General features: G+C 31.8%; 21 protein-coding genes. 17 read left to right on the top strand and 4 right to left on the bottom strand.

What is annotated here, in order from left to right; all coding sequences use genetic code 11:
• Positions 1 to 224 precede the first annotated feature (224 nt).
• The 6 genes from QO263_RS01740 to QO263_RS01715 all read left to right on the top strand — a co-directional run bounded on the left by QO263_RS01740 (position 225) and on the right by QO263_RS01715 (position 10,457).
• On the top strand, positions 225 to 1,298 hold the full coding sequence (locus QO263_RS01740) for an NlpC/P60 family protein (RefSeq protein ID WP_285625739.1): 1,074 nt from the start codon (positions 225 to 227) through the stop codon (positions 1,296 to 1,298).
• A gap of 338 nt (positions 1,299 to 1,636) precedes the next feature.
• On the top strand, positions 1,637 to 2,734 hold the full coding sequence (locus QO263_RS01735; RefSeq protein WP_285625736.1) for an ArsR/SmtB family transcription factor: 1,098 nt from the start codon (positions 1,637 to 1,639) through the stop codon (positions 2,732 to 2,734).
• Positions 2,735 to 2,933: 199 nt separating this feature from the next.
• A complete protein-coding gene (locus QO263_RS01730; protein ID WP_285625733.1) occupies positions 2,934 to 4,703 on the top strand; it encodes an ABC transporter ATP-binding protein in 1,770 nt (589 codons plus the stop codon).
• Positions 4,696 to 6,447 carry an ABC transporter ATP-binding protein gene (locus QO263_RS01725; protein WP_285625730.1) on the top strand — a complete coding sequence of 584 codons (1,752 nt, stop codon included), beginning with the start codon at positions 4,696 to 4,698 and terminating at the stop codon, positions 6,445 to 6,447. Before QO263_RS01730 ends, QO263_RS01725 begins: the two co-directional genes overlap by 8 nt.
• 739 nt (positions 6,448 to 7,186) lie before the next feature.
• Entirely contained in the window at positions 7,187 to 9,433 is a 2,247-nt protein-coding gene (helD, locus tag QO263_RS01720) for an RNA polymerase recycling motor HelD (RefSeq protein WP_285625726.1), read from the top strand.
• A 484-nt stretch (positions 9,434 to 9,917) separates the two neighbouring features.
• On the top strand, positions 9,918 to 10,457 hold the full coding sequence (locus QO263_RS01715) for a DUF5698 domain-containing protein (protein ID WP_285625723.1): 540 nt from the start codon (positions 9,918 to 9,920) through the stop codon (positions 10,455 to 10,457).
• Between the two features lie 258 nt (positions 10,458 to 10,715).
• On the opposite strand, the gene QO263_RS01710 is transcribed toward QO263_RS01715, so the two are convergent.
• A complete protein-coding gene (locus QO263_RS01710) occupies positions 10,716 to 11,615 on the bottom strand; it encodes an AraC family transcriptional regulator (RefSeq protein ID WP_285625721.1) in 900 nt (299 codons plus the stop codon).
• 242 nt (positions 11,616 to 11,857) lie between these two features.
• On the opposite strand from QO263_RS01710, the gene QO263_RS01705 reads away from it, so the two are divergent.
• From QO263_RS01705 to QO263_RS01665, 9 genes are all read left to right on the top strand, one after another.
• Complete coding sequence (locus tag QO263_RS01705; protein WP_285625718.1) at positions 11,858 to 12,610, top strand: GNAT family N-acetyltransferase; 753 nt, start codon at positions 11,858 to 11,860, stop codon at positions 12,608 to 12,610.
• Between the two features lie 530 nt (positions 12,611 to 13,140).
• Positions 13,141 to 14,151: an ArsR/SmtB family transcription factor gene (locus QO263_RS01700; RefSeq protein ID WP_285625715.1), complete on the top strand. Its 1,011-nt coding sequence runs from the start codon at positions 13,141 to 13,143 to the stop codon at positions 14,149 to 14,151.
• A 171-nt stretch (positions 14,152 to 14,322) separates the two neighbouring features.
• Positions 14,323 to 15,099 carry an ABC transporter ATP-binding protein gene (locus QO263_RS01695; protein WP_285625712.1) on the top strand — a complete coding sequence of 259 codons (777 nt, stop codon included), beginning with the start codon at positions 14,323 to 14,325 and terminating at the stop codon, positions 15,097 to 15,099.
• Entirely contained in the window at positions 15,092 to 15,874 is a 783-nt protein-coding gene (locus QO263_RS01690; RefSeq protein WP_285625709.1) for an ABC transporter permease, read from the top strand. The genes QO263_RS01695 and QO263_RS01690 overlap by 8 nt, the downstream gene beginning before the upstream one ends.
• 1 nt (position 15,875) lies before the next feature.
• A complete protein-coding gene (locus QO263_RS01685) occupies positions 15,876 to 16,670 on the top strand; it encodes an ABC transporter permease (RefSeq protein WP_285625706.1) in 795 nt (264 codons plus the stop codon).
• Between the two features lie 401 nt (positions 16,671 to 17,071).
• Positions 17,072 to 17,980 (top strand): helix-turn-helix transcriptional regulator, encoded by a 909-nt coding sequence (locus QO263_RS01680; protein ID WP_285625703.1) that lies wholly within the window; start codon positions 17,072 to 17,074, stop codon positions 17,978 to 17,980.
• 122 nt (positions 17,981 to 18,102) lie between these two features.
• Positions 18,103 to 18,792 carry an AlkZ-related protein gene (locus tag QO263_RS01675; RefSeq protein WP_285625700.1) on the top strand — a complete coding sequence of 230 codons (690 nt, stop codon included), beginning with the start codon at positions 18,103 to 18,105 and terminating at the stop codon, positions 18,790 to 18,792.
• Between the two features lie 25 nt (positions 18,793 to 18,817).
• Positions 18,818 to 19,462, top strand: a complete 645-nt coding sequence (locus QO263_RS01670) for a flavin reductase family protein (protein ID WP_285625697.1) — start codon at positions 18,818 to 18,820, stop codon at positions 19,460 to 19,462.
• Positions 19,463 to 19,534: 72 nt separating this feature from the next.
• Positions 19,535 to 20,071, top strand: a complete 537-nt coding sequence (locus tag QO263_RS01665) for a GNAT family N-acetyltransferase (protein WP_285625695.1) — start codon at positions 19,535 to 19,537, stop codon at positions 20,069 to 20,071.
• A gap of 246 nt (positions 20,072 to 20,317) precedes the next feature.
• Here the strand turns inward: QO263_RS01665 and QO263_RS01660 are convergent, their stop codons facing one another.
• Complete coding sequence (locus tag QO263_RS01660; protein ID WP_285625693.1) at positions 20,318 to 21,073, bottom strand: class I SAM-dependent methyltransferase; 756 nt, start codon at positions 21,071 to 21,073, stop codon at positions 20,318 to 20,320.
• A gap of 540 nt (positions 21,074 to 21,613) precedes the next feature.
• Between QO263_RS01660 and QO263_RS01655 the strand changes: the two genes are divergently transcribed.
• Together QO263_RS01655 and QO263_RS01650 are read left to right on the top strand one after the other, a co-directional pair.
• A complete protein-coding gene (locus QO263_RS01655; RefSeq protein WP_285625691.1) occupies positions 21,614 to 22,009 on the top strand; it encodes a helix-turn-helix transcriptional regulator in 396 nt (131 codons plus the stop codon).
• Positions 22,010 to 22,080: 71 nt separating this feature from the next.
• The gene (locus QO263_RS01650; RefSeq protein ID WP_285625688.1) at positions 22,081 to 23,010 is read left to right on the top strand and encodes a GNAT family N-acetyltransferase; all 930 of its coding nucleotides are present in this window, start codon (positions 22,081 to 22,083) and stop codon (positions 23,008 to 23,010) included.
• A 333-nt stretch (positions 23,011 to 23,343) separates the two neighbouring features.
• Here the strand turns inward: QO263_RS01650 and QO263_RS01645 are convergent, their stop codons facing one another.
• Together QO263_RS01645 and QO263_RS01640 are read right to left on the bottom strand one after the other, a co-directional pair.
• Positions 23,344 to 24,354, bottom strand: coding sequence for an HAAS signaling domain-containing protein (locus QO263_RS01645; protein WP_285625686.1), 1,011 nt, complete (start codon positions 24,352 to 24,354; stop codon positions 23,344 to 23,346).
• Positions 24,341 to 24,697, bottom strand: a complete 357-nt coding sequence (locus tag QO263_RS01640; protein WP_285625683.1) for a PadR family transcriptional regulator — start codon at positions 24,695 to 24,697, stop codon at positions 24,341 to 24,343. The genes QO263_RS01645 and QO263_RS01640 overlap by 14 nt, the downstream gene beginning before the upstream one ends.
• Positions 24,698 to 24,922: the final 225 nt, after the last annotated feature.

The following is a 24,922-nucleotide window of genomic DNA, read 5'->3' as shown; positions in this document are numbered from 1 at the left end:
AATTTCTCTGGGTTGCTTCTATTTTTTTATCGCAAATAATTGTATTTCATAAATACATAAAAAATAGTAAACAATAGTGAATAAGAATATTATGGAAAACATGGGATAATAAAGTGAGAACAAATGACTAATTTTTATGATAGTATGTATATAATCAAAATGAGACATGTCGTCTAGTGAATGAAATTCATATACTAATCTAACTAGAAAGGATATGGTAACTAATGATAAAGAGATTTAGTAAATTAAGATTACTTGTTATGCTTATAATGATAGCTATTGTAATTATCCCTAATATTACATATGCTGATACAGCTTTATCACAGAATAATATTAATACTCCAAGTAACTGGGCGAAGGCAGATATTGATAAAGCTAAAGAGATTAATCTTGTTCCAAAGAAGATACAAGGAGATTATAGGAGCAGTATTACGAGGGAAGAATTTAGCGAGGTTGCTGTGAAGTTGTATGAATTATTAAGTGGCAAAGAATGTTCATTTCAAGGGAAAAACCCTTTTACAGACACACAAAACACACAGGTTCTGATAGCATATCAATTAGGAATAGTATATGGCAAGGGAAATGGTAGATTTGATCCTAATAGCACCATAAATCGAGAAGAGATAAGTTCGATGTTGTATCGTGAATTAAAAATATTAAAGCCTGAGTTCAACTATTCAAAATCGTATGAATACATATTCACTGATTATGATAGTATTTCATCATGGGCAAAAGAAGCCGTCAATTATTTGTACTACTTTGGCGTTATAAGTGGAGTTGGAGATAATAGATTTAACCCTAGTGGCAATACTACAAGAGAGGAAGCAATTGTTCTTGCTAAAAGAATGCATGGAAAAGTTTTAGAATATGGAGCTGCTTTGAATAGCAGTGCCAATGTATCAAGAGGCGGTGTTAGTAGGCAGGGTGACATAAGATTAAAGTTAGCAAGTTTCATATCTCAAGAAATGGGCAAGCCATATAAATGGGGTGGAGTAGGACCAGATAGTTATGATTGCTCGGGATTAATATATTCTATATATGGCAAGCTTGGCATAGCATTGCCTAGAACATCAAGTGATCAATCGAAAGCGGGAGTGTATGTATCAAAGGAAAGTTTATCCTATGGAGATTTAGTGTTTTTCGCTAAAGATGGGAAAAATGTAAATCATGTAGGAATATACGTGGGAAGTGGTGAATTTGTACATGCTCCTAGTTCGGGAGATGTAGTAAAGACATCAACACTTTTATCAGGATATTATGCAAAAAACTATTATACAGCAAGAAAGGTTCTTCCTTAGCATTAAATTGATATAAAAAACCACTCTATTAATAGAGGCCACTGAAAAGTCCCTTTTCTGTCATTCTAAGCAACAGCGAAGAATCTCCTATGTATTGGAAACATAAGATTCTTCGACTGTGTCTCAGAATGACAAACGAAAAAACAGATTTTTTTAGTTGATGAGTATTTCTATAGCTGTTTAGAATATCCAATAAATTGATTTAATGCTTTCTATATAAATATATAAAAGCCTATGTTAAATTTTCTACTTGACAATACTAAAAATGAGGAATAATATAACATTAGAAATACATAAAAATGTTCGAAGATTAGAAATGTTTCGAAAGGAGATGCCAAATGCTACACAAGATAGATAGTAAGGAATTCAATTTTATGTTTAGCAAGCCCTTGGAGCTACTATATTCACTTATTGCAGTATCCTTTAAAGATGAAATTTTCGCAGATGTTTATGAAAAGGAAGAAAGAGAGATACAAAGCATAATAGATATGACATTCAGTATGAAAGAAGGGCTATCAAGCTATATGAGATGGGAACTTAGTTACTTTTTTCATAAATATACATGTACCTATTGTAATGCAATGGGAGTATCTATTTATATGACATACCTAAAGCATAATCCTGAGGTAAATACCATTGAGCAAATGTTTGAAATAATTGATAAAAGTGATGAATATACAATGCTTTCATATGTGGTGGAGAATATATTTTACGAAAATAATAATAGGAATATTCGTGAAGTATATGACTGGGATATGATTAAAAACAATCCTAATGAACTGCTGAATATTATTAAAAAACTTGAATTAACTGATGAAGATATGAAGCTGAAGCTTATAGAGAGTATTGAAAACGCTAAAGAAACAAAACAAAGATATATTATGCTTTTAAAGCAGTTTTATGAAAAGGCATACATGCCTTTTGAAGAGGAAATATATGAAGCAATAGTTCCAGTAATGGAAAAGTATGAAAAGGAGTTCTTATCAAATCCCGAAAGATTTTGCAGGAAATACTTTATAAAGGATATAAATGTTTTTGGGCCAGTAGTTATGATTCACATAAGTCTCTTTAAATTCGGAGGTTCTGATTACTGGTCTTCAAGGGAAGGCATAGAATGTATTATACTTGGAAGTGAAACATGGAGGTTCATTAAAGAAGAGCCTGAGAGGGAAAAAATTTTGAATTTCTTAAAGGCTATTTCTGATAAGCGGAGGATGAGCATAATCGAGCTTTTAGCTGAAAAGCCCTGGTATGTAAATGAAATAGCAGAAGAGATAGGGATGAGTGCGGCTACTACCTCATATCATTTGACAAACCTTCAGGAGCTTGGAATAGTGGACTTCGAAAGATATGAGCATAGATTCTATTATTATCTTAACAAGGATAAGCTACGAGAATTGTTTAACGAGGCAATGAAAATCTATTTGCATGAGTAGCTCAAGCTCATGCATTTTCTCAAAAACAACATTCGAAAACCATGGAATGCAATAAGCATTCAAATGATTTTCTAAACATCCTATATAGAGTGTAATGAAGTTTTGCATTATCTATAGAATTAAATTAGTTTGAGGTGGTGTGTAGAGTGAAGCCTTTAGAAGATTGATGTCTTTATTAAGTATACGAGGAGGAGAAGGGATGAGAGAGAAAAATGAAAATAGTTCCTTTAGAAGGTTAAATCAATTAAGCCCATTTATAAAGCCCTTAAGAGGTTGGATAATTCTAAACTGTATTGCTGCCTTTCTTGAAGGACTCATAATGATTTACTTTGCATTTGCAACAAGAAGCCTTACTGATATGGCCATGAATAGGCAGATAAGTGAGTTTAAAAGCTTTGTATGCTTTACCGTTGTAATAGTAGCTGTAAGTATCATTGTCAGTTATATAAATAAATATTCCTCAGTAAGGTATAAGGGAGATTTTGCCTACGATATAAGAAATTATTTTGCTAAGCATATTATTGACTTGCCATTGAAGACTAAGGAGAAATACCATTCTGGTGATATCATTTCAAGAATAAATAATGACATATTAACAGTTACGGAGTTAGTTGGAAACATACCTGAACTTGTATTAAATCCAGTTATGTTTATTGCTGCATTTATATATATGTATTCTATTAGCTGGAAGCTGCTAATTTTAAGTGTAGTCTTAATACCACTTACAGGATACATATTCAATATAGTTTCAAAGCCTATGGAGAAAAATTCAAGACAGATAATGGAGGATACTGCAAAGATAAATGCACTTGCCAAGGATGCCATAAGTGGAGTTTATATACTAAAGGCATTTAATTTAGAAGGAGTTTTGCTCGAAAAATACAAGAAAAATATAGAGGGAATAATTAACAGGGGAGTGAAAATAGAGAGGATAAATGCAAATCTAGTAAGGCTTTTTCTTGCTTTAAGATATATACCACAGCTAATAGTACCTCTATTTGGGGGTTATCTTGCAATTAAGGGTGAGATCACTGTAGGTCAACTCTTGGCCAGTACGCAATTGATTTGGTATGTATTTATTCCTGTAGAGTCCCTGCTTGGTTTAAAAAAGCATATGCGTACGGCCATGCCGGCTATTGACAGAACATTTGAGATTATAAACGAGGAGATAGAATTGCAAGCTGGTGAGAAGCTTAAAATCAAAGAAAACTATCCAGCTGTAGGATTTTCAGAGGTTAGCTTTGGATATAAGGAAGAGAATCAGGTCTTAAATAATATAAGCTTTGAATTAACAAAAGGGACTGTGACGGCAATTGTAGGTCCAAGTGGATGTGGCAAGACTACGGTATTGAAGCTGTTGTGTAGTTTTTATAGAAGCTATAAGGGAGATATTGAAGTCTTAGGAAATAATTTAATGAATTGCAGCCCCACAGATATCAGAAGGAATATATCCTATGTGTCACAGAGCATCTACCTGTTTCCAGCAACAATATTTGAGAATATAGCTTATGGAAGAGACGGAGCTAAAGAAGATGAGATTATAGAGGCTGCTAGGCTTGCAAATGCCCATGATCTTATAATGAGCCTGCCAAATGGATACAACACAGTAATAGGTGATGGAAGTGTCAAGCTATCTGGTGGAGAGCAGCAGAGAATTTCCCTTGCTAGAGCTATATTAAAGGATGCTCCCATACTTCTTTTAGACGAAGCCACCTCAGCTCTAGATCTAGAATCAGAAGGTCTAGTACAGAAATCTCTTCAGGAATTTATGAAAAACCGTACAGTATTAGTGGTTGCCCATAGAATGTCTACAATAAAAAATGTAGACATGATATTAGTTATAAAAGATGGAGAAATCGTTGAAAAGGGAGTGCATGAGGAGCTTATAGGAAGAGATAGCTTCTATAGGAGGTTGTATAATAAGCAATTTGATTTTAAAGATAGCGAAGGAGGGATAGCATATGCGTAAAAAGCTTAAGGAAAATGAATTAATAAGAGTTCTGTCCTTTATGAAACCTAATATTATGAAATGTATAATTTCAATGATAGTTGATTCTGGCTTTACATCCATATGCTACAATATTGTTCTTGCCTATATAATCAAGGATGTTATAAATGCAATAACCTATGGAAACATCCTGTTGATAAAAAGAGCATTTTTCATAGCCATTGTGTCTTTTTCCATAGCCTTTATATTTCAGCCCTTATTCAGGTATTCATATAAATGCTGTATTAGAAAAACCATGGGCAATATTAGAATGGCTGCCTTTAAACACATGGAGGCCTTGACTGTGAAAAACTTTGAAGGGCGACATACAGGGGATTTGATTACTAGAATGACAAATGACATTGATGCCATTCAAGAGGTATACATGAATCATATGCCTATGCTTACATTTGCTTTTATCCATGGGACTGTTGCTGTGATTTCCATGCTTTTAATGAATTGGCAGTTTGCTATTATAGTTATTTTTATTGGACTAGTATCTGTCCTCATAAGCTCCTTCTTTAGTAAACCATTAAGAAAAGCTGGAGATAATGTGCAGACAAAAATGGGTGGGATGACTCAGAGGCTAATTGACATATCAGATGGATTTATTGAAACAAAAATGTTCAATATAGAGGAGAAGATATTTGATAAATATGAAAATGAAAATAGAGATTTGAATAGGGCAGTTATTAAAAGGGGAAATATAAGCTCTGCATTAGAGGTTGTCAATAGCTCCTATGGAACTTTAAAGACTATAGGAATTCTAGCACTAGGATTATATATGTCAATGAAGGGAGAAATGGATGTTGGTACAATAGCTGCAATGCTGCACTTGCAGGGAAATGCTAGCTACTTATTTGAAAATATTGGACAATTTATTGCTGGTATCCAAGGCTCCCTTGCTGGTGCAAGCCGGGTATTTGAGTTATTTAACAGCCCTACTGAATCAGATAAAAATAAAGAAAATGATGAAAGCAACCTTTTTTCAAACAGTATGATAGAGATGAAGGAGGTATGTTATAGCTATGATGATAGGGAAAGGGTTCTGGATGAGGTTAATATATCTGTAGAGAAAGGGCAGATGGCAGCAATTGTAGGAGCAAGCGGTGGAGGAAAAAGTACACTGATAAAGCTACTTATGGGATTTTATAATGTAGATAATGGTGGGATATTCATAGATGGTTGCTCTATAGCAAGTAAGTCATTAAAGGAGTTAAGAGAAATAATTGCTTACGTACCTCAAGATTCCTATCTTTTTTATGGAACTATTGAAGAAAATATAAGGTATGGAAGGCTAGATGCAACAAAGGAAGAAATAATAGAGTCAGCTAAGATTGCATATGCCCATGACTTTATCATGGAGCTTTCTGATGGATACCATACTATGGTAGGTGAAAAGGGTGCTAACCTTTCAGGAGGACAGAAACAGCGTATTGCAATAGCAAGGGCACTTCTCAAAAATGCTCCAATATTGCTTTTAGATGAAGCCACATCTGCTCTTGATTCTGAATCCGAGCAACTTGTACAGTTAGCACTTGATAGATTAATGGAGGGACGAACCACATTAGCTATAGCCCATAGACTATCAACCATTGAAGCCGCAGATGAAATCTATGTGCTTCAGGAGGGGAAGGTCGTAGAAAAAGGAAAACATAGAGATCTAATATCTGTGGAAGGAACATATAAGCATCTTTATGACCTTCAGATAAAAGGTCATAATTAAAAAATAAAATAGTATGAGAAGAATTAATACAGCGTAAAAAAGTGATATGCACTTTTTATAGTATTCAGATAGACTGAACCTAATAAGGAAAACTTGATAATTAACCTATTTGTTGAGATTCAGCTTTTAATATTCTAAATGAGCACTTCATGAGTCATAAACTATTTATGTAGTTATGGCTCATCTTTATTTCTGAAAAGCTTAATAGGTTTACTTTAGAGGCCTCAAAAATTACAGACATTGTTACAGGAACTTTTGCAACAAAAAACCTATGTTTAGCAACTATAAAATGATGCGTGTTAAAATACCCGAAGGCAAGCAAAACAAAGTTTAGAACATGCTTGCTTCGGGTAAGTAGAGCTTATCATTTTCAGAACCTCACATCAACATTTCCCTGTGGCAGCTCCTTGATTCAAGCAACCTTCAGGCTTCACAAAACAAATTTAATAGGAAATATAAGTATGGAAAGTTTGTAAGACTAAATTAGACTGTTTTTGAAAAAGGGGTCTAATTTAGTTTTGCAATTAAGTAAAAAGACATTTGTTCAATGACAAATGTCTCTATTATTGACACAACAAAACAAAAGTGATATGATAAATCTATATTGCCACTTTTAAATGAATGTATATTTATCTCCAATTATATTATATACCTTTTAAAAAACAATGTCAATGCTTTTTTAAAAATTTTCAAAAAATATTTTTTTGCTGAAATATCTATCTATAGGGAGGTTATATTTATGGACAGGAATGACTATGAATGGAAGCTTGAAAATGAATGGCTACAGGATGTTCTTAAAGAGGCTCAGAAGCAGCTTGACAAGAACAATGAACTTAAAGAAAAGATTAGAACTGATGCTATTGAAACGCAAAAAGAGCTATGGGATGACGTAGGCTCAGTTTCCGCAATCAATGGATTAGATCAGATTGTAGACTTTATGCAATTCATAAATTTCATGAAAATACAAAAGAGAAGTCATGAGTCAAGCAGAAAGTTTCAAAAAAAATACGAAAGAATGCTTTTATCACCCTATTTTGGGAGAATTGATTTTATTGAAAATGGAGAGGAGAAAGCTGGGAAGTATTATATAGGGATATCAAACCTCATCAATGATGACCTTGATTTCTTCATATACGACTGGAGAGCGCCGATTTCCAGCATGTTTTATGATTGTGAAAGAGGAGAAGCAAATTACAAATGCCCTGAAGGAGTTATAGATGGAAAGCTTACGCTGAAAAGACAGTACAAAATCAATAGTGGAAAAATTGAATATATGTTTGATAGCAATCTTAAGATAGATGATGAAGTGCTTCAAGATATATTGGGTAAAAGCACCGATAGCAAGATGAAGGCTATAGTGACAACTATTCAAAGAGAGCAGAATAAAGTAATTCGTAATGAAGAGTATAAAAATCTCATTGTTCAAGGTCCTGCAGGAAGCGGTAAAACTTCAGTTGCTCTTCATAGGATTGCCTATCTCTTATATAAGCATAGGGAGGAAATAACACCTGAGAATATAGTAATATTTTCTCCTAATGAGATTTTTAATGATTATATCTCTAATGTATTGCCAGAGCTTGGAGAAGACAATATGTACCAGACAACATTTAAAGAATATATGCATAAGGCTTTGGGGGATGAGCTTATGAAGGAAGATTACTGCGAAATGATGGAATATATTCTGGATTCAAAAAATAAATTGAACTATGAAAACAGAATCAGTAATATAAAGTATAAGTCTAGCGTGGAATTTTTAGATATATTAAAGCTTTATGTGACATATGTTGAAAAAACGGATAGAAATTTTACAGACATCATCTTTAGAGGAAGCTTAATAGTTTCTTCAAAAGATTTACAGGAATTGTTTTTTAAAGACTATATAAGGCTTCCATTGAAAAGAAGACTTAAAAAGATAAAAGAAAGAATTTTATTCCTTATAGAACCCTATAAAAAAGAACGGATAAAAGAAGTTGCTGCTGAACTTGAGTATACAGGCTCTTATATAGACAAAGTGGAGATCATGCAGGACAGCATAGCTATTGTAAAAGAGGAAATGAAGGGAATATATCATGAAATCAGTAGGATAACAGAATTTAATTTAATAGACATTTATAGAAAGCTTTTTGAGAAACTAGAGTTTTTTTCTAGAGAATTAAATATTGAATACTGTGAGGAGAAAATTGAGGAAATCAAAAGCTATACTTTAGAAAACCTAGGGGGACAAAAACTTAACTATGAAGATCAGCCTCCTCTGCTATATCTAAAAATTGTGCTGGGAGATATTCCGAAAGCTTCAGAAATTAAGTATGTTATCATTGACGAGGCCCAGGACTATACACCACTTCAGTATGAAATATTGTATCAGCTTTTTGAGTCTGCAAATATGACTATATTGGGCGATTTAAATCAATCCATTAATCCATTTATGAATGTAGGAGGTTATAATAATATATCTCATATATTTCCTCAGAGCAACACCTGTATAATAAATTTAACCAAGAGCTATAGATCCACAATGGAAATTACTAAGTTTTCAAGAAAGCTGCTCAATAATGAAATTACTGATGAATGTGTACAGAGAAATGGAGATAGGCCTTTACTTCTTGGCTTTTCAGAAGAAGAAGCTATAAAAGAAAGGTTGATTGAGGATATAAAGGTATATAAGGAGAGAGGACACAAATCCATTGGAATAATAACAAGAACTGTAAAGGAAGCAGACGAGGTATATAATTTCTTAAAAGGTAGGGTTCATGTTAAAGCAATAATGAAGGATGATGATGAATATGTGAGCGATACCTTAGTAATACCTGCATACCTTGCTAAAGGATTAGAATTTGATGTTGTGCTTATTTATAATGTAGGAAATGAAAATTACTGCTGTGAAGAGGAAAGGCTGCTGCTTTATACTGCCTGTACCAGAGCGCTTCATATTTTATGTATATACTATTCTGGAGAGTGTACACCATTTCTGAAAGAAAGAGAATGACTTCAGAAATAAAACCAAGAGCCGTTAAAAGTGCTCGCGGGTAACTTTTGTTGGTTTCTGAGCGCAGGTCTTAGATGAAAACATGAATAATCTTTATTTGGAATATAAGGATATATCACCAATAGAACAATAACTAAAGCTTATGGTGAGCTGCTTAGGCTAGAAAATTCTCTTTTAAGTATAGAAATATTTGCAAGCAATAAATATATATGGTATAATAGTAAAGTTAGGTTAATAGTTGGAAGAAAGCTGGAGTATCATAAAACATATTTTACAATAATCTTATCATTATTTTATAATTTTGTAGTTATGGTTTTCATATTTACAACTTATTTTATATTTATAGAGACTTAAAAAGATTAGGTTTATTCAATCTTGAACTTTTTATATAGATTATTTAAATAAGTATACGACTAATTAAATTACTAACTAGCATACAATTTGTATGTTAGTTTTTTTATGAAAAAAAGAAGGAGGTGTGGCAATGACAACAAATGTTATGTTTGCACTTATAGGTTTGTTTCTAGTAACTGCTTTTACAAATGTTTTGGCAACATTGAAAACAATATTAATGTCTAAAAAAATAATGAATCCAGTATATTTATTAGTTTTTACAGACGCTATGATTTTTGCAACTATTGTTAGTAAGGTTACTAGTTCGGATGGGATCCAATTTACTATAGCATATGCCTTGGGCAGAACTGCAGGAGTTTTTATAGGTGGTAAAATTGAAGACAGGTTGGCTCTTGGCATTTTAGAAGTAGATTTATTTTTAAATGATAAGAACAAGGCTACGGAGGTAGCTAAGAAGCTTCGTGAAACAGGATATTCAGTTAATAATTCTCTTGTCAGAGGAAATAATGATGAGAAAAGATATCAAATTGAAGTTATTATCAAGAGAAAAGAACTTAAAATACTTGAGGAAATTACAAAAGATTTTGGTATAGTAAATCCAACTATGAAAATAAAAACCCTAAGTAAAGTAGATGGCAAAATTACAACTACAAGATTAAAAGAAGCTTAGGAATATTGCCAAATATATGGGCTACTAGCAATGCTAGTAGTCCATTATAGTTAAAGGGGTAACTAGTAACGAAATAATTGATATAAAGATGAGAAAAGATTAAAATTAATCATAAAGAAGGGAACAGATATTATATACCCATCAAGTATTTATAAAATGCATTTGGAGTAACTACCCGATTTTTAATATATAATTTTAAAATAAAACTACAGTATGATTTAAATAGAAAATCTTCCTGCAGTTTTATTTATTTCTTGTTTATCTTTTTTTGATTGGAATGTAAATATCCATACATATTTTTTCATATTCCCAAGGATGACAGCGTTCATCATAGAATTCAAAATCTAGCTTTGAATCATCAATTTCATAGCAGGAATTTGGAAACCATTCTTCGAGTATATACTTCCATGTGCCTTGGATTGAACTCACAAAGCTGCCATCATCTGAAGCTACAGAGGGAGTGGTAAAAACAGCATAAGTTGCAGCAGGTACTTCGAGTGTATACATATCTTCTGATGCATTATCAAAGCTTGTAACTTCGATCCCTAATACATAGGAAAATTCATCAGTTTCCATATTGGTATTCACGCAAATACCGTATTCTCCATGTCTAGGAGGATTCTGCGTCTTATATAAAAGTGCTTCTTTACCTTCTATGTTACATTGATCCCAAAATGCAGGAATATCTCTAGAATGAGCATTATTTCTTAGTGTAGTTTTAAATTCATATCCAACTATTTTAAAAGAATCTCTATTTACTATTTTAGGTTGCATTATGATACCTCCAATTTTGTTTATTTTAACTTTTTTTAAGTCTACTTTTTGTGGAAAGCCTATTGGTGCGTGCATCCTATAAAAGCTTGGTGCATATCCAAATTGTTTTTTAAAAGCTTTCGTAAATCCTGCATGGGTTTCAAATCCAAAGTCTAATGCAATATCAAATATCTTTTTATTATTGCTGAGTTCAGAAAGAGCATACTGAAGTTTTCGTCTTGTTACATATTCCATGACAGGAATCCCGACAAAGCTATAGAATACCCTATAATAGTGATAGGTAGAGAAACCTGCAATTTCTGCTAGTTTATCAACTGTTATTTTTTCACAAATATTATCGTCGATATAGTCTATGGTATTTTGGATTAAATCTATATAGTCCAAAGAATCCCTCCTTCGAAGGCTCAATTTCTGTACGGTAATTATATGTTAACATACTTTCTAATAAGTTCCTTTTCCTATTTTGCTAAGATAGCAATTATTATTTAAAACTAAAGAAACTCTTATATGATATTCCTAAGTATAAATAGATTAATTGATTCGTATATAAAATAATGGTAAAATTATATATATTCTAAAATACATAGATGTAGAAAATGATAATTAAAGATTGGAAGTGTGAAATTATGTATACAAAAGTTGAAATACTTAGTATAGCAAAAAGACAATTGGCACTTGATTATAATTGTCAACTCTTAGACTTTGAAAAAGAGGGAAATACAATTACTGAAAATAAACTTCTAGAGGGTAGGCGTATTTATGAAAGTGATGGCTGCTTTCTTAAAATAATTAGTATAGGAGGAAGGGCAATAATCTGTGCTGATGACAAAATAAGACCTTGGCTTGAAGAAAAGATTCTAAAACGAGATGCCAGCTGGCTGTTTGACTATGGTAAACTTAGAGCTATAGATAATAAATTAAGAGAATTTGGTCATGAAATTGATGAAATGCCTCACTTTTATCTACCCAATCCTGTCACTTGTGATATAAAACCAATTGCTACAACAAAATGGTTTGAAAAACAAGAGATATTACAATTTGAGGATGATAGCAGATTTGATGAAGCTTTTGTTTTTGATGAGAATTACCCTGATATTCTTGGAGTCGCTGCTCTTGATGGTGATAATATAATGGGTATGGCAGGGGCTAGTGAAGATAGTAAAACCTTATGCCAAATTGGTATTGATGTGTTACCTGAATATAGAGGAAAAGGTATTGGTACAAATCTAGTTGCATTATTAAAACATGAACTTTTAAAGCGTGGAAAGGTACCTTTTTATGGAACCTCAGTGTCTCATATAATTTCTAGGAATATTGCTATAAATGCTGGATTTTTTCCTGCATGGGCAGAAGTGTATTCAAAAAAATTAGATAGTTAAATTTATGCGATAATTTTCATGTGACAAATAATGGAAAAAAGATGATGTGGGGACGTTTCATTTGTCTTATTCTTACTGTCATGATGCTTTGAAGCAGGAACGATAGAATGGTTCGAATTGAATCAGGCTAAACTGATATATATTATATTGGATTAAGGTGGCAAGCACCGTAACTAACATAACAAAACCTCAGTTACAGCGATATGGTGGACCGTATCATAAATAACGTAGACTTCTTGTCATTACAAAAATTGTGAATATATGTTGTGTTGAAACTCTTACCTAGCAGTATAGGTAAGAGTTTTTTACAGTACTTATAATTTTTATCGTGCAAAATTATCAAGTATGTAAAGAAATCTTTAATAAGTGTCAAAGTTACCTGACATTGTAATAGCGGCAATTGCTATTTTAGAGAATACTATTTGTAAAAAAGATAAGTGCTAATAATAACACAACAGTAAACTCATATAGCAATTAACATAGATTTATTATACAATCTTACCATAGGATAAAATAAAAGGGTGAGCTTAATGAAAGAGATTAGCAGCAGAAATAACTGTTATTTTACACATTCCATTGTTGTAGACTTAGTCTCTATTTTAATAAATATTTTTTATAACAATAATTCCAATAAATATTCAGATATCTATACAGAGGATTATATTAAAAGTATACAAAAGAATTATAGGTTTTTAGGAGAAATAACAAATTCCTTGCCTTTTAATGGATATGGAATGCTAGAGTTTCTTTTGCTTAATAAGAACTTTAATAATTTAGAAGCTTATAAAAGCTATGTACTTAGCTTAAAGGATGAAGACTTTTTTTATACTTTCTATGGGCAATATATAGATAAAGAATTTCTAAAGCTAGCACTACAGGACGATGAAAACTTAAATAAATTATATTCGGAATATGGTGATATAAGTACCAATTATTTAGCTTTAAAGGGTTTGTTTTCTAATAAAGATTTGTTTTTACAGGAGTTTTTCTCCTGCTTAGATGGCTTATATACAGAGGAATTTATAAGCTATTATGAAGAAACAATGATTAAAATCTATGACGAATTGCCAGGGCTAGAAAGCTCTCTTTTAACTATAGAGCCTCTGGAATTGTCTCAAAAGATTATGGGCAAAACTTTCAGGAACAGGGGTCCTTATGAAGATTTTATTTTTATTCCAAGCTGTCTTATAAATATAAAGGCCATAAGATTTTTTGGAAAAGATCAGATATTAATCTATTCACTTAATCATAAAGATTTTACTAAGAAAGATATAATAAATATTTTGAAGACAATATCAGATGAAACTAGATTTGAAATCATAGAGCTATTATCTAAGGAAGCTCCTATGACTGGAAAAGATTTGGCTAGTAAATTAGGCCTTTCAACTCCGACCATATCTCATCATATTGATAAATTAAAAGAAGCTGGATTTACTAATGAGGAACGAGTAAAAAATTCTAAATACTATAGTATAAATTATAATTCCATGGATAAGTTTATAAATAATCTATCATCTAGATTTAAAAATGATAAACACTAAATTTTATATGGAAAAATAAAGGCTGTTGAAGATTAGAGAAGTATTGATCTTTAGCAGTCTTTATTTTTATGAGCAATTCTATTGACATAAGTATAGAAGAAACTTATAATATAATCATCTAATTAGATATACATAAAACAATTGTATTTTTTATTCAAAGGAGGTTGTGAAATGAGTGTAGCTATAGAAGTAGATAATCTAAAGAGAACCTACGAGGGGACTTTAGGAATGACAAAGAAAAAAACTATTGAAGCTTTAAGAGGAATATCTTTTACAGTAGATGAAGGAGAAATATTTGGGTTATTGGGACCAAATGGAGCAGGAAAAACTACTGCTATTAAGGTGTTAACTACTCTTTTGGCTCCATCTTCAGGAAAGGCAAAAATTTTTGGCTATGATTGTTTTGGAGAGGAAAAGTTCATAAGAGATAAGATAAACTTTATTTTTGGAGGAGAGAGAGGACTATATTGGAGGCTTTCTGCTTATGAAAACCTTCAATATTTTGGTGATATTTATAAAGTTCCAGGGAGAGTTTTAAAGGAACGTATACCTAAACTGATAAAATTAGTAAATCTACAGGGAAGAGAACATGAAAAGGTAGAAAGCTTTTCTAAGGGAATGAAGCAAAGACTTCAAATAGCAAGAGGATTAATAAATGATCCAAGGATTTTATTTTTAGATGAGCCTACTATTGGATTGGATCCTATTGGTGCTAAGGATTTAAGAAATATTATACTAAAGCTTAAAGAGGAAGGAAAAACTATACTTCTGACTACTCATTATATGCATGAGGCAGATGAATTGTGTGATAGAATTGCCATAATTAATAACGGAGAATTAATTGATATAGATACTCCCAAGCAATTAAAACTTAAGTATCTTGAGGATGAAAATGGTTCCCTTGAAGAGGTTTACATAAAGCTTATAGGAGGGAATGCAATTGCTTAATTTAAAAGTAGTGTTTTCTACCTTTAAGCTTCACCTATCTCAATCTCTTTCTAGAGCTACTTTTAGGTTTTGTATAATAGTTCAGCCTTTAATATATACTTTTATTCTCTATATGGTATATCGGGAATCATCTTATATCAATTACGTAAACTATGTTATCTTAGGAAGTGGACTTACCAGCCTTTGGAGTTCTATTTGTTTTTCTTCAGCAGGAGATATAGAAAGAGAACGCTATATGGGAACCTTGGAAAATTTAGTTTCTAGTCCTTCAAAGTTTACAACTATAGTTTTAGGAAAAGTTTTAGCAAATACTTTTTTAGGTTTGACTGGAATGATATTAAGCCTAGTATTTACTAAAGTGCTTTTTAATGGTTCTTTACATATAGAGCATGGATTTCTATTTTTAATAAGCTTCATTTTAATGATATTTTCCTTCATATCTATAGCTCTGCTTATTGCTCCTATATTTACTCTTTCTAAAAATGCTAGAGCCTTAATGAACTGCTTGGAATACCCTATGTTTATTTTATGTGGCTTTGTATTTCCCATAGATATATTGCCATCTTTCATAAAGCCTTTAAGCTATGTATTATCACCTACTTGGGCGATAGATATATTGAGGGAAAGCTCCTTAGGTATTGACGATTTTTCTACATTTTATAAAAAAATGTTTATCCTGTTTTTTATATCGGCTGTCTATCTTATAGCTAGTAAGGTTTTGTTTTCAAAAGTAGATAAGCGCACAAGAATAGAAGCAACTCTGGGGGTGAGCTAGTATGGATAGCTTGAAAAGATCATACAGAAATGGACTGTATTCATTTAAGGGATTATATGGTTTTTTAAAACCAGAAATTTATGTACTAGTTAAGGTTATAAATCCAATATTTCAGGTATTATTTTTCTCTTTAGTAGCCAAACATGCCTATGGAAACATAGATATAACTCCCTTTGTAATAGGGAATGCATTTGTGCTTTGTATGTACAATGCCTTTTTTGGTGTGGGAGTCAATTTGATTTCTGAAAGAAGCGTAGGGACTTTAAAAATTCTTATAGCTTCTCCAGCCAATAAGTTCAAGCTGTTTGTATCAAAATCTACATTTCATATATTAGACGGCATGATAACTGTATTTATAGGCTTGCTGACAGGAATTGTTTTCTTGAATTTAAGGATACCTTTACATACTATACCTTATTTTTTAATATCATTAATTGCTGCTATATTTACGGCATGCTCCATGGGATTATTTATTGGTAGTATAGGGCTTGTAACAAGGGATATAAATTTATTACTAAATTTGTCTTCTATGCTACTAATGAGTCTGAGCGGTGTTAATTTCCCTACAGAAAAGCTTCCGTTTTTCCTCGAAAGGATAAGTCATATACTGCCACTAACTAATGCATTGAAGGCATCAAGACTACTTATTAGCCCTGCCATAGTATCCTATGAAGCTGTAGGCATGTATATATTTAAAGAGTTAGTAATTGGAGTGTCATACTGTATTATTGCCTATATAACACTAAAGATTATGGAAGGATTGGCTAAAAACAAAGCAACTCTTGATATTTATTAAGAAGATACTTTTATATGAATCATATAGAGATTTAGTATGGCTTACCTCAGGGAGTGTAAGCCTTTATTTTTTCTAAAATAATATTTGTTTACATGAGATTGATTTGGAATCGATGAATATCAATGGAAGGAATTAGGGAGTAAATGTAGAATTAAGGATATTTATAGGACTGTTATCGATGAGAGTACTGCATGTATTCTTATAAATAATAATCGAACTTTCAAACATAGATAAAGAATATTATTAAGCATATCGACTTATGCTTTTGCTTTAATAACTGTAGAAGCAGGTAGATAAGCTAATTACATTATAAGAGGTATAATTTTTGCCATGGCGCTCAATGTGTGCAAAAATTATATCTTAAAAAATATAAACGTATATAGATAAGGATGATGTATCATATGAAAATAGACAGACTTCTTGGAATAATAACAGTACTCTTAAATAACGAAAGAACAACAGCAAAGATTTTAGCCGAAAAATTTGAGGTATCCATTCGTACCATTCATAGGGATATTGAAAGCATATGTAATGCAGGTATACCAATAATCACATATCAAGGCGGCGGTGGAGGAATCAGTATTGCTGAGGGTTATAAGCTGGATAAGAACATATTAACCAGTGATGAGCTAGGCAATATAATAATCGGCTTAAAAAGCATTGAAAGCATATCAAATGATTCAAAGATTAATCTTTTACTAGATAAATTATCTCTAAAGCATGAAGACGTTATTTCCATTAGCAATAATATTTTTATCGATTTAACTTCTTTTTACAAAACAAGTCTTTCTCAGAAAATAAATCTTTTAAGAGAAGCAATAAATAATAGCCGTGAGGTTGTTTTTGATTATTTTTCTACAAAAGGAACTTCCAGTAGGCATATAGAACCTTGCTTTATTACCTTTAAGTGGTCTGCATGGTACGTCTTTGGATACTGTGAATTAAGAGAGGACTTTAGGCTTTTTAAACTGAATAGAATGAACAATCTTAAAATTACTGATATGAATTTTATTCCTAGAAATATTCCGACAGAAAGTCTTAACTTGGATAATTATTTTCAAGATGATAAAAAAGTAATAACAATGCTTATTGACCGTTCTCTTGAATATCAAATTGTTGATCATTATGGTGTCTATTCTTATGAAATCACGGAAGATAATCAGATTAAATTTTCTTTATTCTATAACAACCATCAATATGCAATGGATTTTATTCGAAGCTTTGGCGATAAAGCATATGTGTTATCACCGAAATCCATAGTTGACGAATTAAAGGCTAATGCAAAAAATATTTTAGATATGTATAAATGAACATGACACACAGTTGACATGTTCATTATGTTATGCTGATGCCAATAAAGCACAATTATTAGTTCATATTGAAAATTGTTTTTCTAATAATTTTTCGGAATGAAGGAAAGGAGATAAGTATCATGTCTAATAATTACACGGACACAAAAATTACTGAATATAGTGATTTTGTTTCAATAGTCGAAGATTTAGGATTTATGCCCTTGTCAAATAATTGCATTGACTTTATAAACCTTTCAGATTTAACAAGGCCAGAGCAGTGGCATACTGATTTACCATCAGATCCCTGGCAGTGGCGAATCAATATTGAAAGAGATCATAAAGCAGCATATGCAAAGCTATTTGGTAAGAAACCAGGATTTATCTCTCTAGAATGGTATCCTAAGTTTCTCGCAGCTAGAAGAAAAGGAAGAAGCTTTTTAGAGCTGTATTCAGATGGTTTGCTAAGTAATCATGCTAAGCAAATATATAGCCTGTTTGAGGAACATGAAAGCTTGGCTACACATGAAATTAGATCATTAGGTGGTTTTACAAAGGAGCTAGACTCGAAATATGAATCTGCCATGTCTGAGTTACAGATGTGGATGTTTTTAACAGTAAATGGGACGAAACGAAAAATGAACTCTAAAGGAGAGGCTTATGGTTGGTCCTCTACTGTATATTCCACTGTAGAAGCATGGGCAGGAAATGAGCTAATAGAGGAGTCTATTGGTATAAAACCAGAGGATGCAATAGAAGAAATAATTGCGAGAATTAAAGATATTACTCCACGTGCTGGGGCAAAGAAAATAAGATCATTTATTGGATTTTAGTCTATTAAGAGAGGGGGAAAATATAATGAAACATGAGTTTGAGAACAAAAAGCCAGAAGCATTTGCTACTACTTGGGAGGGACAGTATGAGGTTTTTAACTGGGCAGAGTATCTTGTAGGTATACCTATGCCTATATTCTTGATTACTACTTACAAAGAAAATGGTTTACCTAATGCATGCTTACATTCATGGTCTTCTTTTTCAGGAGAAGAGGGAGGTCATTTTTGTATAATGGGTGGTGTTCCTATAGAATATGGACATACGATTAAAGATATAACTAAAAATAAAGAGTTTTGCATTAACTTTCCAAGTAAAGAAATCTGGGAAAAATGTTATAGCACAATTGAAAATAATAAATATGAGGTTGATGAGATAGTAGAAAGTGGATTAACAGCTGAAGAAGCAGTTTCAATCAATGCACCTAGAATTAAGGAATGCTTTTTAAATCTAGAGTGCACTTTGGAATGGATTAAGCCTCTTTATGAAGGTAGTAAGTGTTGCATAGTATGTGGCCGTATTAAGCACATAGCTATGGATGATGAATATTTCGACGAAAACAAAAAAGGGCGCTTTGGTGAAAGTGGATTTGTCATGAATATTCACTCACCTAAAAATCCTTTAACGGGAGAATCATTAGATGATAAACTTGGCTTTGTGGAATACAAGTGATAATAATGTACTGCCTATGCTAAATCATGCTATTTATTTAACAACTATATTATAAAATAGGGGATGAGATTTATGGAAGTCCGGGTAGTTTTAGCAAATGAAGAAAATGCAAATATAATAAAAAATATTTATCCTTTGTACTTACATGACTTATCGGAGGTCTATGGAAACGTACCTAATGAATATGGAATTTATGAGGATGAGTCTATAAAAACATTAGCTGAACAATATGATGTTCAGAATATTTGGTTTCAGAAGCCTAACCTGCTATTCCCATTTATTATAATGGTGGATGGAAAGCCTGCAGGGTTTGATTTAGTGTCAACAGGTGAATATGCACCTAAAGGAATGGATTATTATGTTTACGAGTTCTTTTTATTGAGACCATATAGGGGAAAGGATATTGCATCTATTGCAGCAAAGCAGATATTTGATAAGTTTTTAGGCAAATGGGGATTATATGTGGCACCATCAGGGACAAACCTAAGAGCAGAAAAGTTTTGGAGAAAAACAATTAATGATTATGCTAAAGGTAAATTTGAAGAAAAGAATGGACAAACATTTGATGGTTATAAACTAATATTTACATTTGATAATACACAAATTTAATTATGATATATTCAATGTTAAGGCACTTTTTTATTATGATGAAATAGGAAGCTCATAAAACAGCAGTTGAATTATTATAAGAAATTTACGGTATCTAAATAAAATAAAGACTTGATAAGATGGCTACTAATAAAACATGCAATAAGGGAAGTTTTTTAACTTCCCTTAAATATTGCTATATTATCACCACTATCTTAAAATACAGCTTTTTAAATAAATAGGCTTGATAGAAGATAAAATATTACTTTATTTACGATATGCTTCAAAAGTAATTACTTGATCTTTATCCGTAGGATGTATGCCGAATTTATAATCAGAGGAAATAGTAATATCAACAAATCCAACTTTCTCTAGAATCAATCTAAATTCCTCTATTCCGTACCATTTCAGTGGAAAACGCTCTAACTCAGTTTGTATTAGCTGATTGTTACGCCATTTTTCATATCGCAAATGAGAAACCGTATATTGATCAATAAAATTGACTTCTACAAGAGACTCGTTTAATGTGATTAAATCTCCATGAGGAGTGCTCCAAGTTCTTGTTGAAATAGGTCCAGTATTGAAATTTGATTGCATAAATATATCTACAATAAGACGGCCACCTATGGAAAGATGCTCATAGAAACATTTTAATCCATTAATAGCATCTCTTGAATTTTCAAGTAATAGAAAAGAGCCTGTAGGAATAATAATTGCCTCATACCTATGTGGTAGGGAAAAAGCTTGCATGTTTTCTTGATAAAGCTCAGCCTTAAGACCTCTTTGTTCACAATGAGATTTACATAAATCTAGCATCTCAGGAGAGGAATCTATACCATCTACAATAAAGCCCTCCTCTAGTAGAGGAATTAAGATACGACCTGTCCCTACTGCTGGCTCAAGAATTCTTCCTTTAATATTACCAAGTCTTTCCTTGTAAAATTCCACATCTCCAAAGGAATGTCCGATAGGCTTGTCTATATTGTATACTTCTGTAGAAAGCTTACTATAAAAACTAAACATATTGTTTTACCTCCAAATAATTATTATAATCAAATACTTTATTTTGATTTAAATATATAATTGAAATCCTTTCTTTTAGATGATATCTTTTAAATTATAATACCATTTAAGAGAATTACTTTCTTATCCTATTTTGCTAATTTGAAAAGTCTGAAGCAATAATATATTGTTAGATAGATTAAATATTTATTATCTTACGGAACGTAGAACACGGATACAAAGAGAATTTGAAAGTAAGTTAATGTAGTTATTAGCACTACTACAAAAATAAATAAAAATTGAAATGTAGGAATTGGTAATATATACTTAATAATAAATATTATATTAGGCAGTAATTATGTTTAGATATGACGATTATGTAGTAAATGTGGAGAAATACTAGAATACCAGTGAAAAAATCATTTTAAAAAATGTCTACTATACTGATATATGTCCAAGTCTACGTTGTATCATTGAAATATTAGCTTTGGGATTACTATTTTGTGATGTTTTATCTATAGCTAACAATATAAATGTTAATACTGAGGTAGCCGTTGACATATGCTTGGATATTGTCGTGACAAGAAGGACTATAGGCTTTTTAAGGTAGTAAGAATGAGAAATTTGAAAAAGCTAGAGAAGCCTTTTTCGATAAAGCACGAAGGTATCGACAATTTATTAATTCAGCATGAGAAACAAGATAATCAAAAATATATACATGTAAAGATGTTGTGTAAGAAAGAAGTACATGCTTCCATTGAGGAGTATTTTCCTAATGCCAAAATAATTGCATATGAAGATGGCGATTTCATATTACAATTTCATGCGCTGATGAATGAAATTGTTTGGAAAGGTTTGCTTTTTACATATGGCAATAAAATTAGAATAATTGAGCCAGAAGAATTAAAAACAGAGTTTATGTTAAAGGCAAAAGAAATTGTTGATATTTATGATTAATATACGCCATATAGTTGTCGCATATCTCCTTATATAATCTAACTGAAGTTAATAATAAAGGGGGATTTTTTATGACATATTCGATAGAAGAAATAAAAGATAGCATTGCTTATTGTGGGCTTGTGTGTAAACTTTGTAGTGCTGGTAAAACAGGTCAATGTAAGGGATGTAGAGAAAAATGTGATGGATGCTCAATTAAGGAATGTGCAAAAACTAGAAGTATAAATGGGTGCTGGGAATGTAGTGAGTTTCCTTGCGAAAAGAGGATCTTCAAAAATAAACGAAACAGGGTATTTCTTCAATGTGCTAAAGATGAAGGACTGCATAGCTTAGCTACGTATTTAAAGAGAAATTATGAGCAAGGTATCCAATATCATAAAGCAGATGGTACACAGGGAGATTATGATATTTTAGATAGTGAAGAGCAAATATTGCATTTACTAAGAAAAAAAGAAAATCCATATCAAAAATGCCCGGTCTATGAGACTAAACAGTTTATTTTTAGAATGGTTGATGAAAAAGATGCGGAAGATTTACTTGAATGCTATTCAGATCCTATGTCTATTAGATTGTTTAATAGTGATAATTGTACTAGTAAGTTTAATTACAAATCCTTGGATGAAATGAAAAACTGCATTAAATTTTGGCTTGACCATTATAGTAAGCAATACTATATTCGCTTTAGTATTGTAGATAAACTAAATTGCAAAGCAATTGGTACTATTGAATTCTTTGCAAAACAGGTAACTACCAGTGAATTTTCCAAGATAGGTGTGTTAAGGCTTGATCTTGCTTCAAAGTACGAAAAAGAGGGATTTATTATGGAAATAATAGATACAATATCTGATGATTTTTATGATGACTTTGAAGTTGAACATATTATAACGAAAGCCATTCCTGAGGCAAAGCAAAGAATTGCTGCTTTGAAAAATCAGGGGTTTACAGAATTAGAAAACAAAACCATAGTACCTTTTGATTCCTACTTCATTAGAACTAAATAAATACAATCTCTACTAATCTGTTTTTGGGATATAAACCAGAGTATTGTAACTAGGGGTGAAAAAGGAGTATGAGTATTAAACAATATAGGAATGAGTACATATCAGCAGCAGGTGGCTTATTTCAGAAAATAGTTTTGTAAGAGAAAATATGGATTTCATAATATAAGCATCCTTTTTATAATAATTTTGTTAATAAGTTAAAAAGGATGCTTATAGATGAACAAAAGTTATTTAAAACAAATACTTACCTATATCTTCTTAAATGGATTGATATAAAGTTTGCAGGATTATATAATTCAAAATATGAATGCAAAAAGAATCGTTCAAAATGCACTATTTTTTACATTTCATAAAACCTGCAATGCTATCCCAGATACAAATTCCAATGAAAATTATTACAAACCTTGGAGCCAACGTTAATATAACTTTAGAAGCAGAAGCTCCTGCATGCTCAGTAATATTAGCTGCAAGTCTATGATTGAATAAAGTAGTATCGCCTACCATTACATAAACAAGTACAGATGATGCTATATTATGAATGGCATTAGCAATAGCTAAAGGAAGATTCCATCTCATAACAATAAACTTATAGACAAAAATACAAAGTTGAACGATGGCAAGGAGCATGATTATGGGAATATAGTATTGCAGACGTTCAACTACAATTAATGGCTCGTGAAGGATTAATCCATCACTACCTTTCGTATACCATCCAATAAGCTCCGGCTTAAGACAAAATAGGGCAGTAAAGAATACAGTACAGGACATGGAGAATATTGTCTCTCCTCGTGAGATTTTCTTTTTATCAGGTATAGGTAACGAAGGTAAATCATCAATTGACCATTTTTTATTAGCAAAGGGTAAATTACCTTCATTAATCCTAGTTCGCTCTAATATTATAAAGGTTAATGTCACCCATAAAAATGCTTGAGTTATTCCTTGAATTGCAGAAACTATAATATTTACGAAAACATCTACGAATATATTTACAAAGCCACTAGTTGATATCTCAAATAATCCAGTATTGCCTGAGGGAGTAAAGACCATATCAAGCAGAGAGATGCTTACAAGCACAGCTGCAACAATACCTAATACTAGCTTAAGAACGGAAACGTAGCTATCATAGAGGCTAGGCCCTATTAAATACCTTTTCGTTTGACAATATTCATCTGCAAGCTTTATTGGACTGCCAAGCTTTTCAAGTATTATACGAACATCGTCTTCTGTTGCATTGTCAGGCAGCATATCCTCTATATTTGCACGTAGTTCTTTATCCACGTCATCACGAGAATCGGCTGGAAAATGCTCAGTGACAGCATAAATATAACGATCAATCAGCTTCATTATCATCATCCTCCATTAATAATTTTTCTAATTGCATTGAAAGACTTTTCCATTCACTCTTCAAATGTTCGTATACTTGTTTTCCTTCATCACTTAAAACGTAAAATTTACGTGGTCTGCTTTCCGTAGTATCCCAATTGCTTATTAAAAGCTGTTGTTTTTCTAATCGACGAAGTAGTGGATAGAGTGTTCCTGCTTCAATTGGTGCATTCTTATTTTCTAATTTTTGAACAAGAGAATAACCATACTCAGGACTACTAAGCTGACTAAGAACTGAAAGCACCAGTGTTCCTCGTCTAAGTTCAACAATAAGAGAGCTCATTAGTTCATCGATAGTATTCATATAATCACCTCATATTCAATATACTGTATGACATACAATATTGTCAAGATAATATTATTAAGATTATATTATTATTTTATTTTAAGCAATATATTTGAAAAGCTGATTGTATTATGGATTTCAAATTGATAATTAACAGGATATGGTATATTATTAAAATGAATAGATTAAATAGACTATTTCACCGTAGTAAACTGAGGCATAAGTACGAAAACTTTTTATGAA

Origin of the sequence: Proteiniborus sp. MB09-C3 (assembly GCF_030263895.1) — a bacterium.
Taxonomy (GTDB): domain Bacteria; phylum Bacillota; class Clostridia; order Tissierellales; family Proteiniboraceae; genus Proteiniborus.
This window is presented reverse-complemented; position numbering and strand designations above follow the sequence as displayed.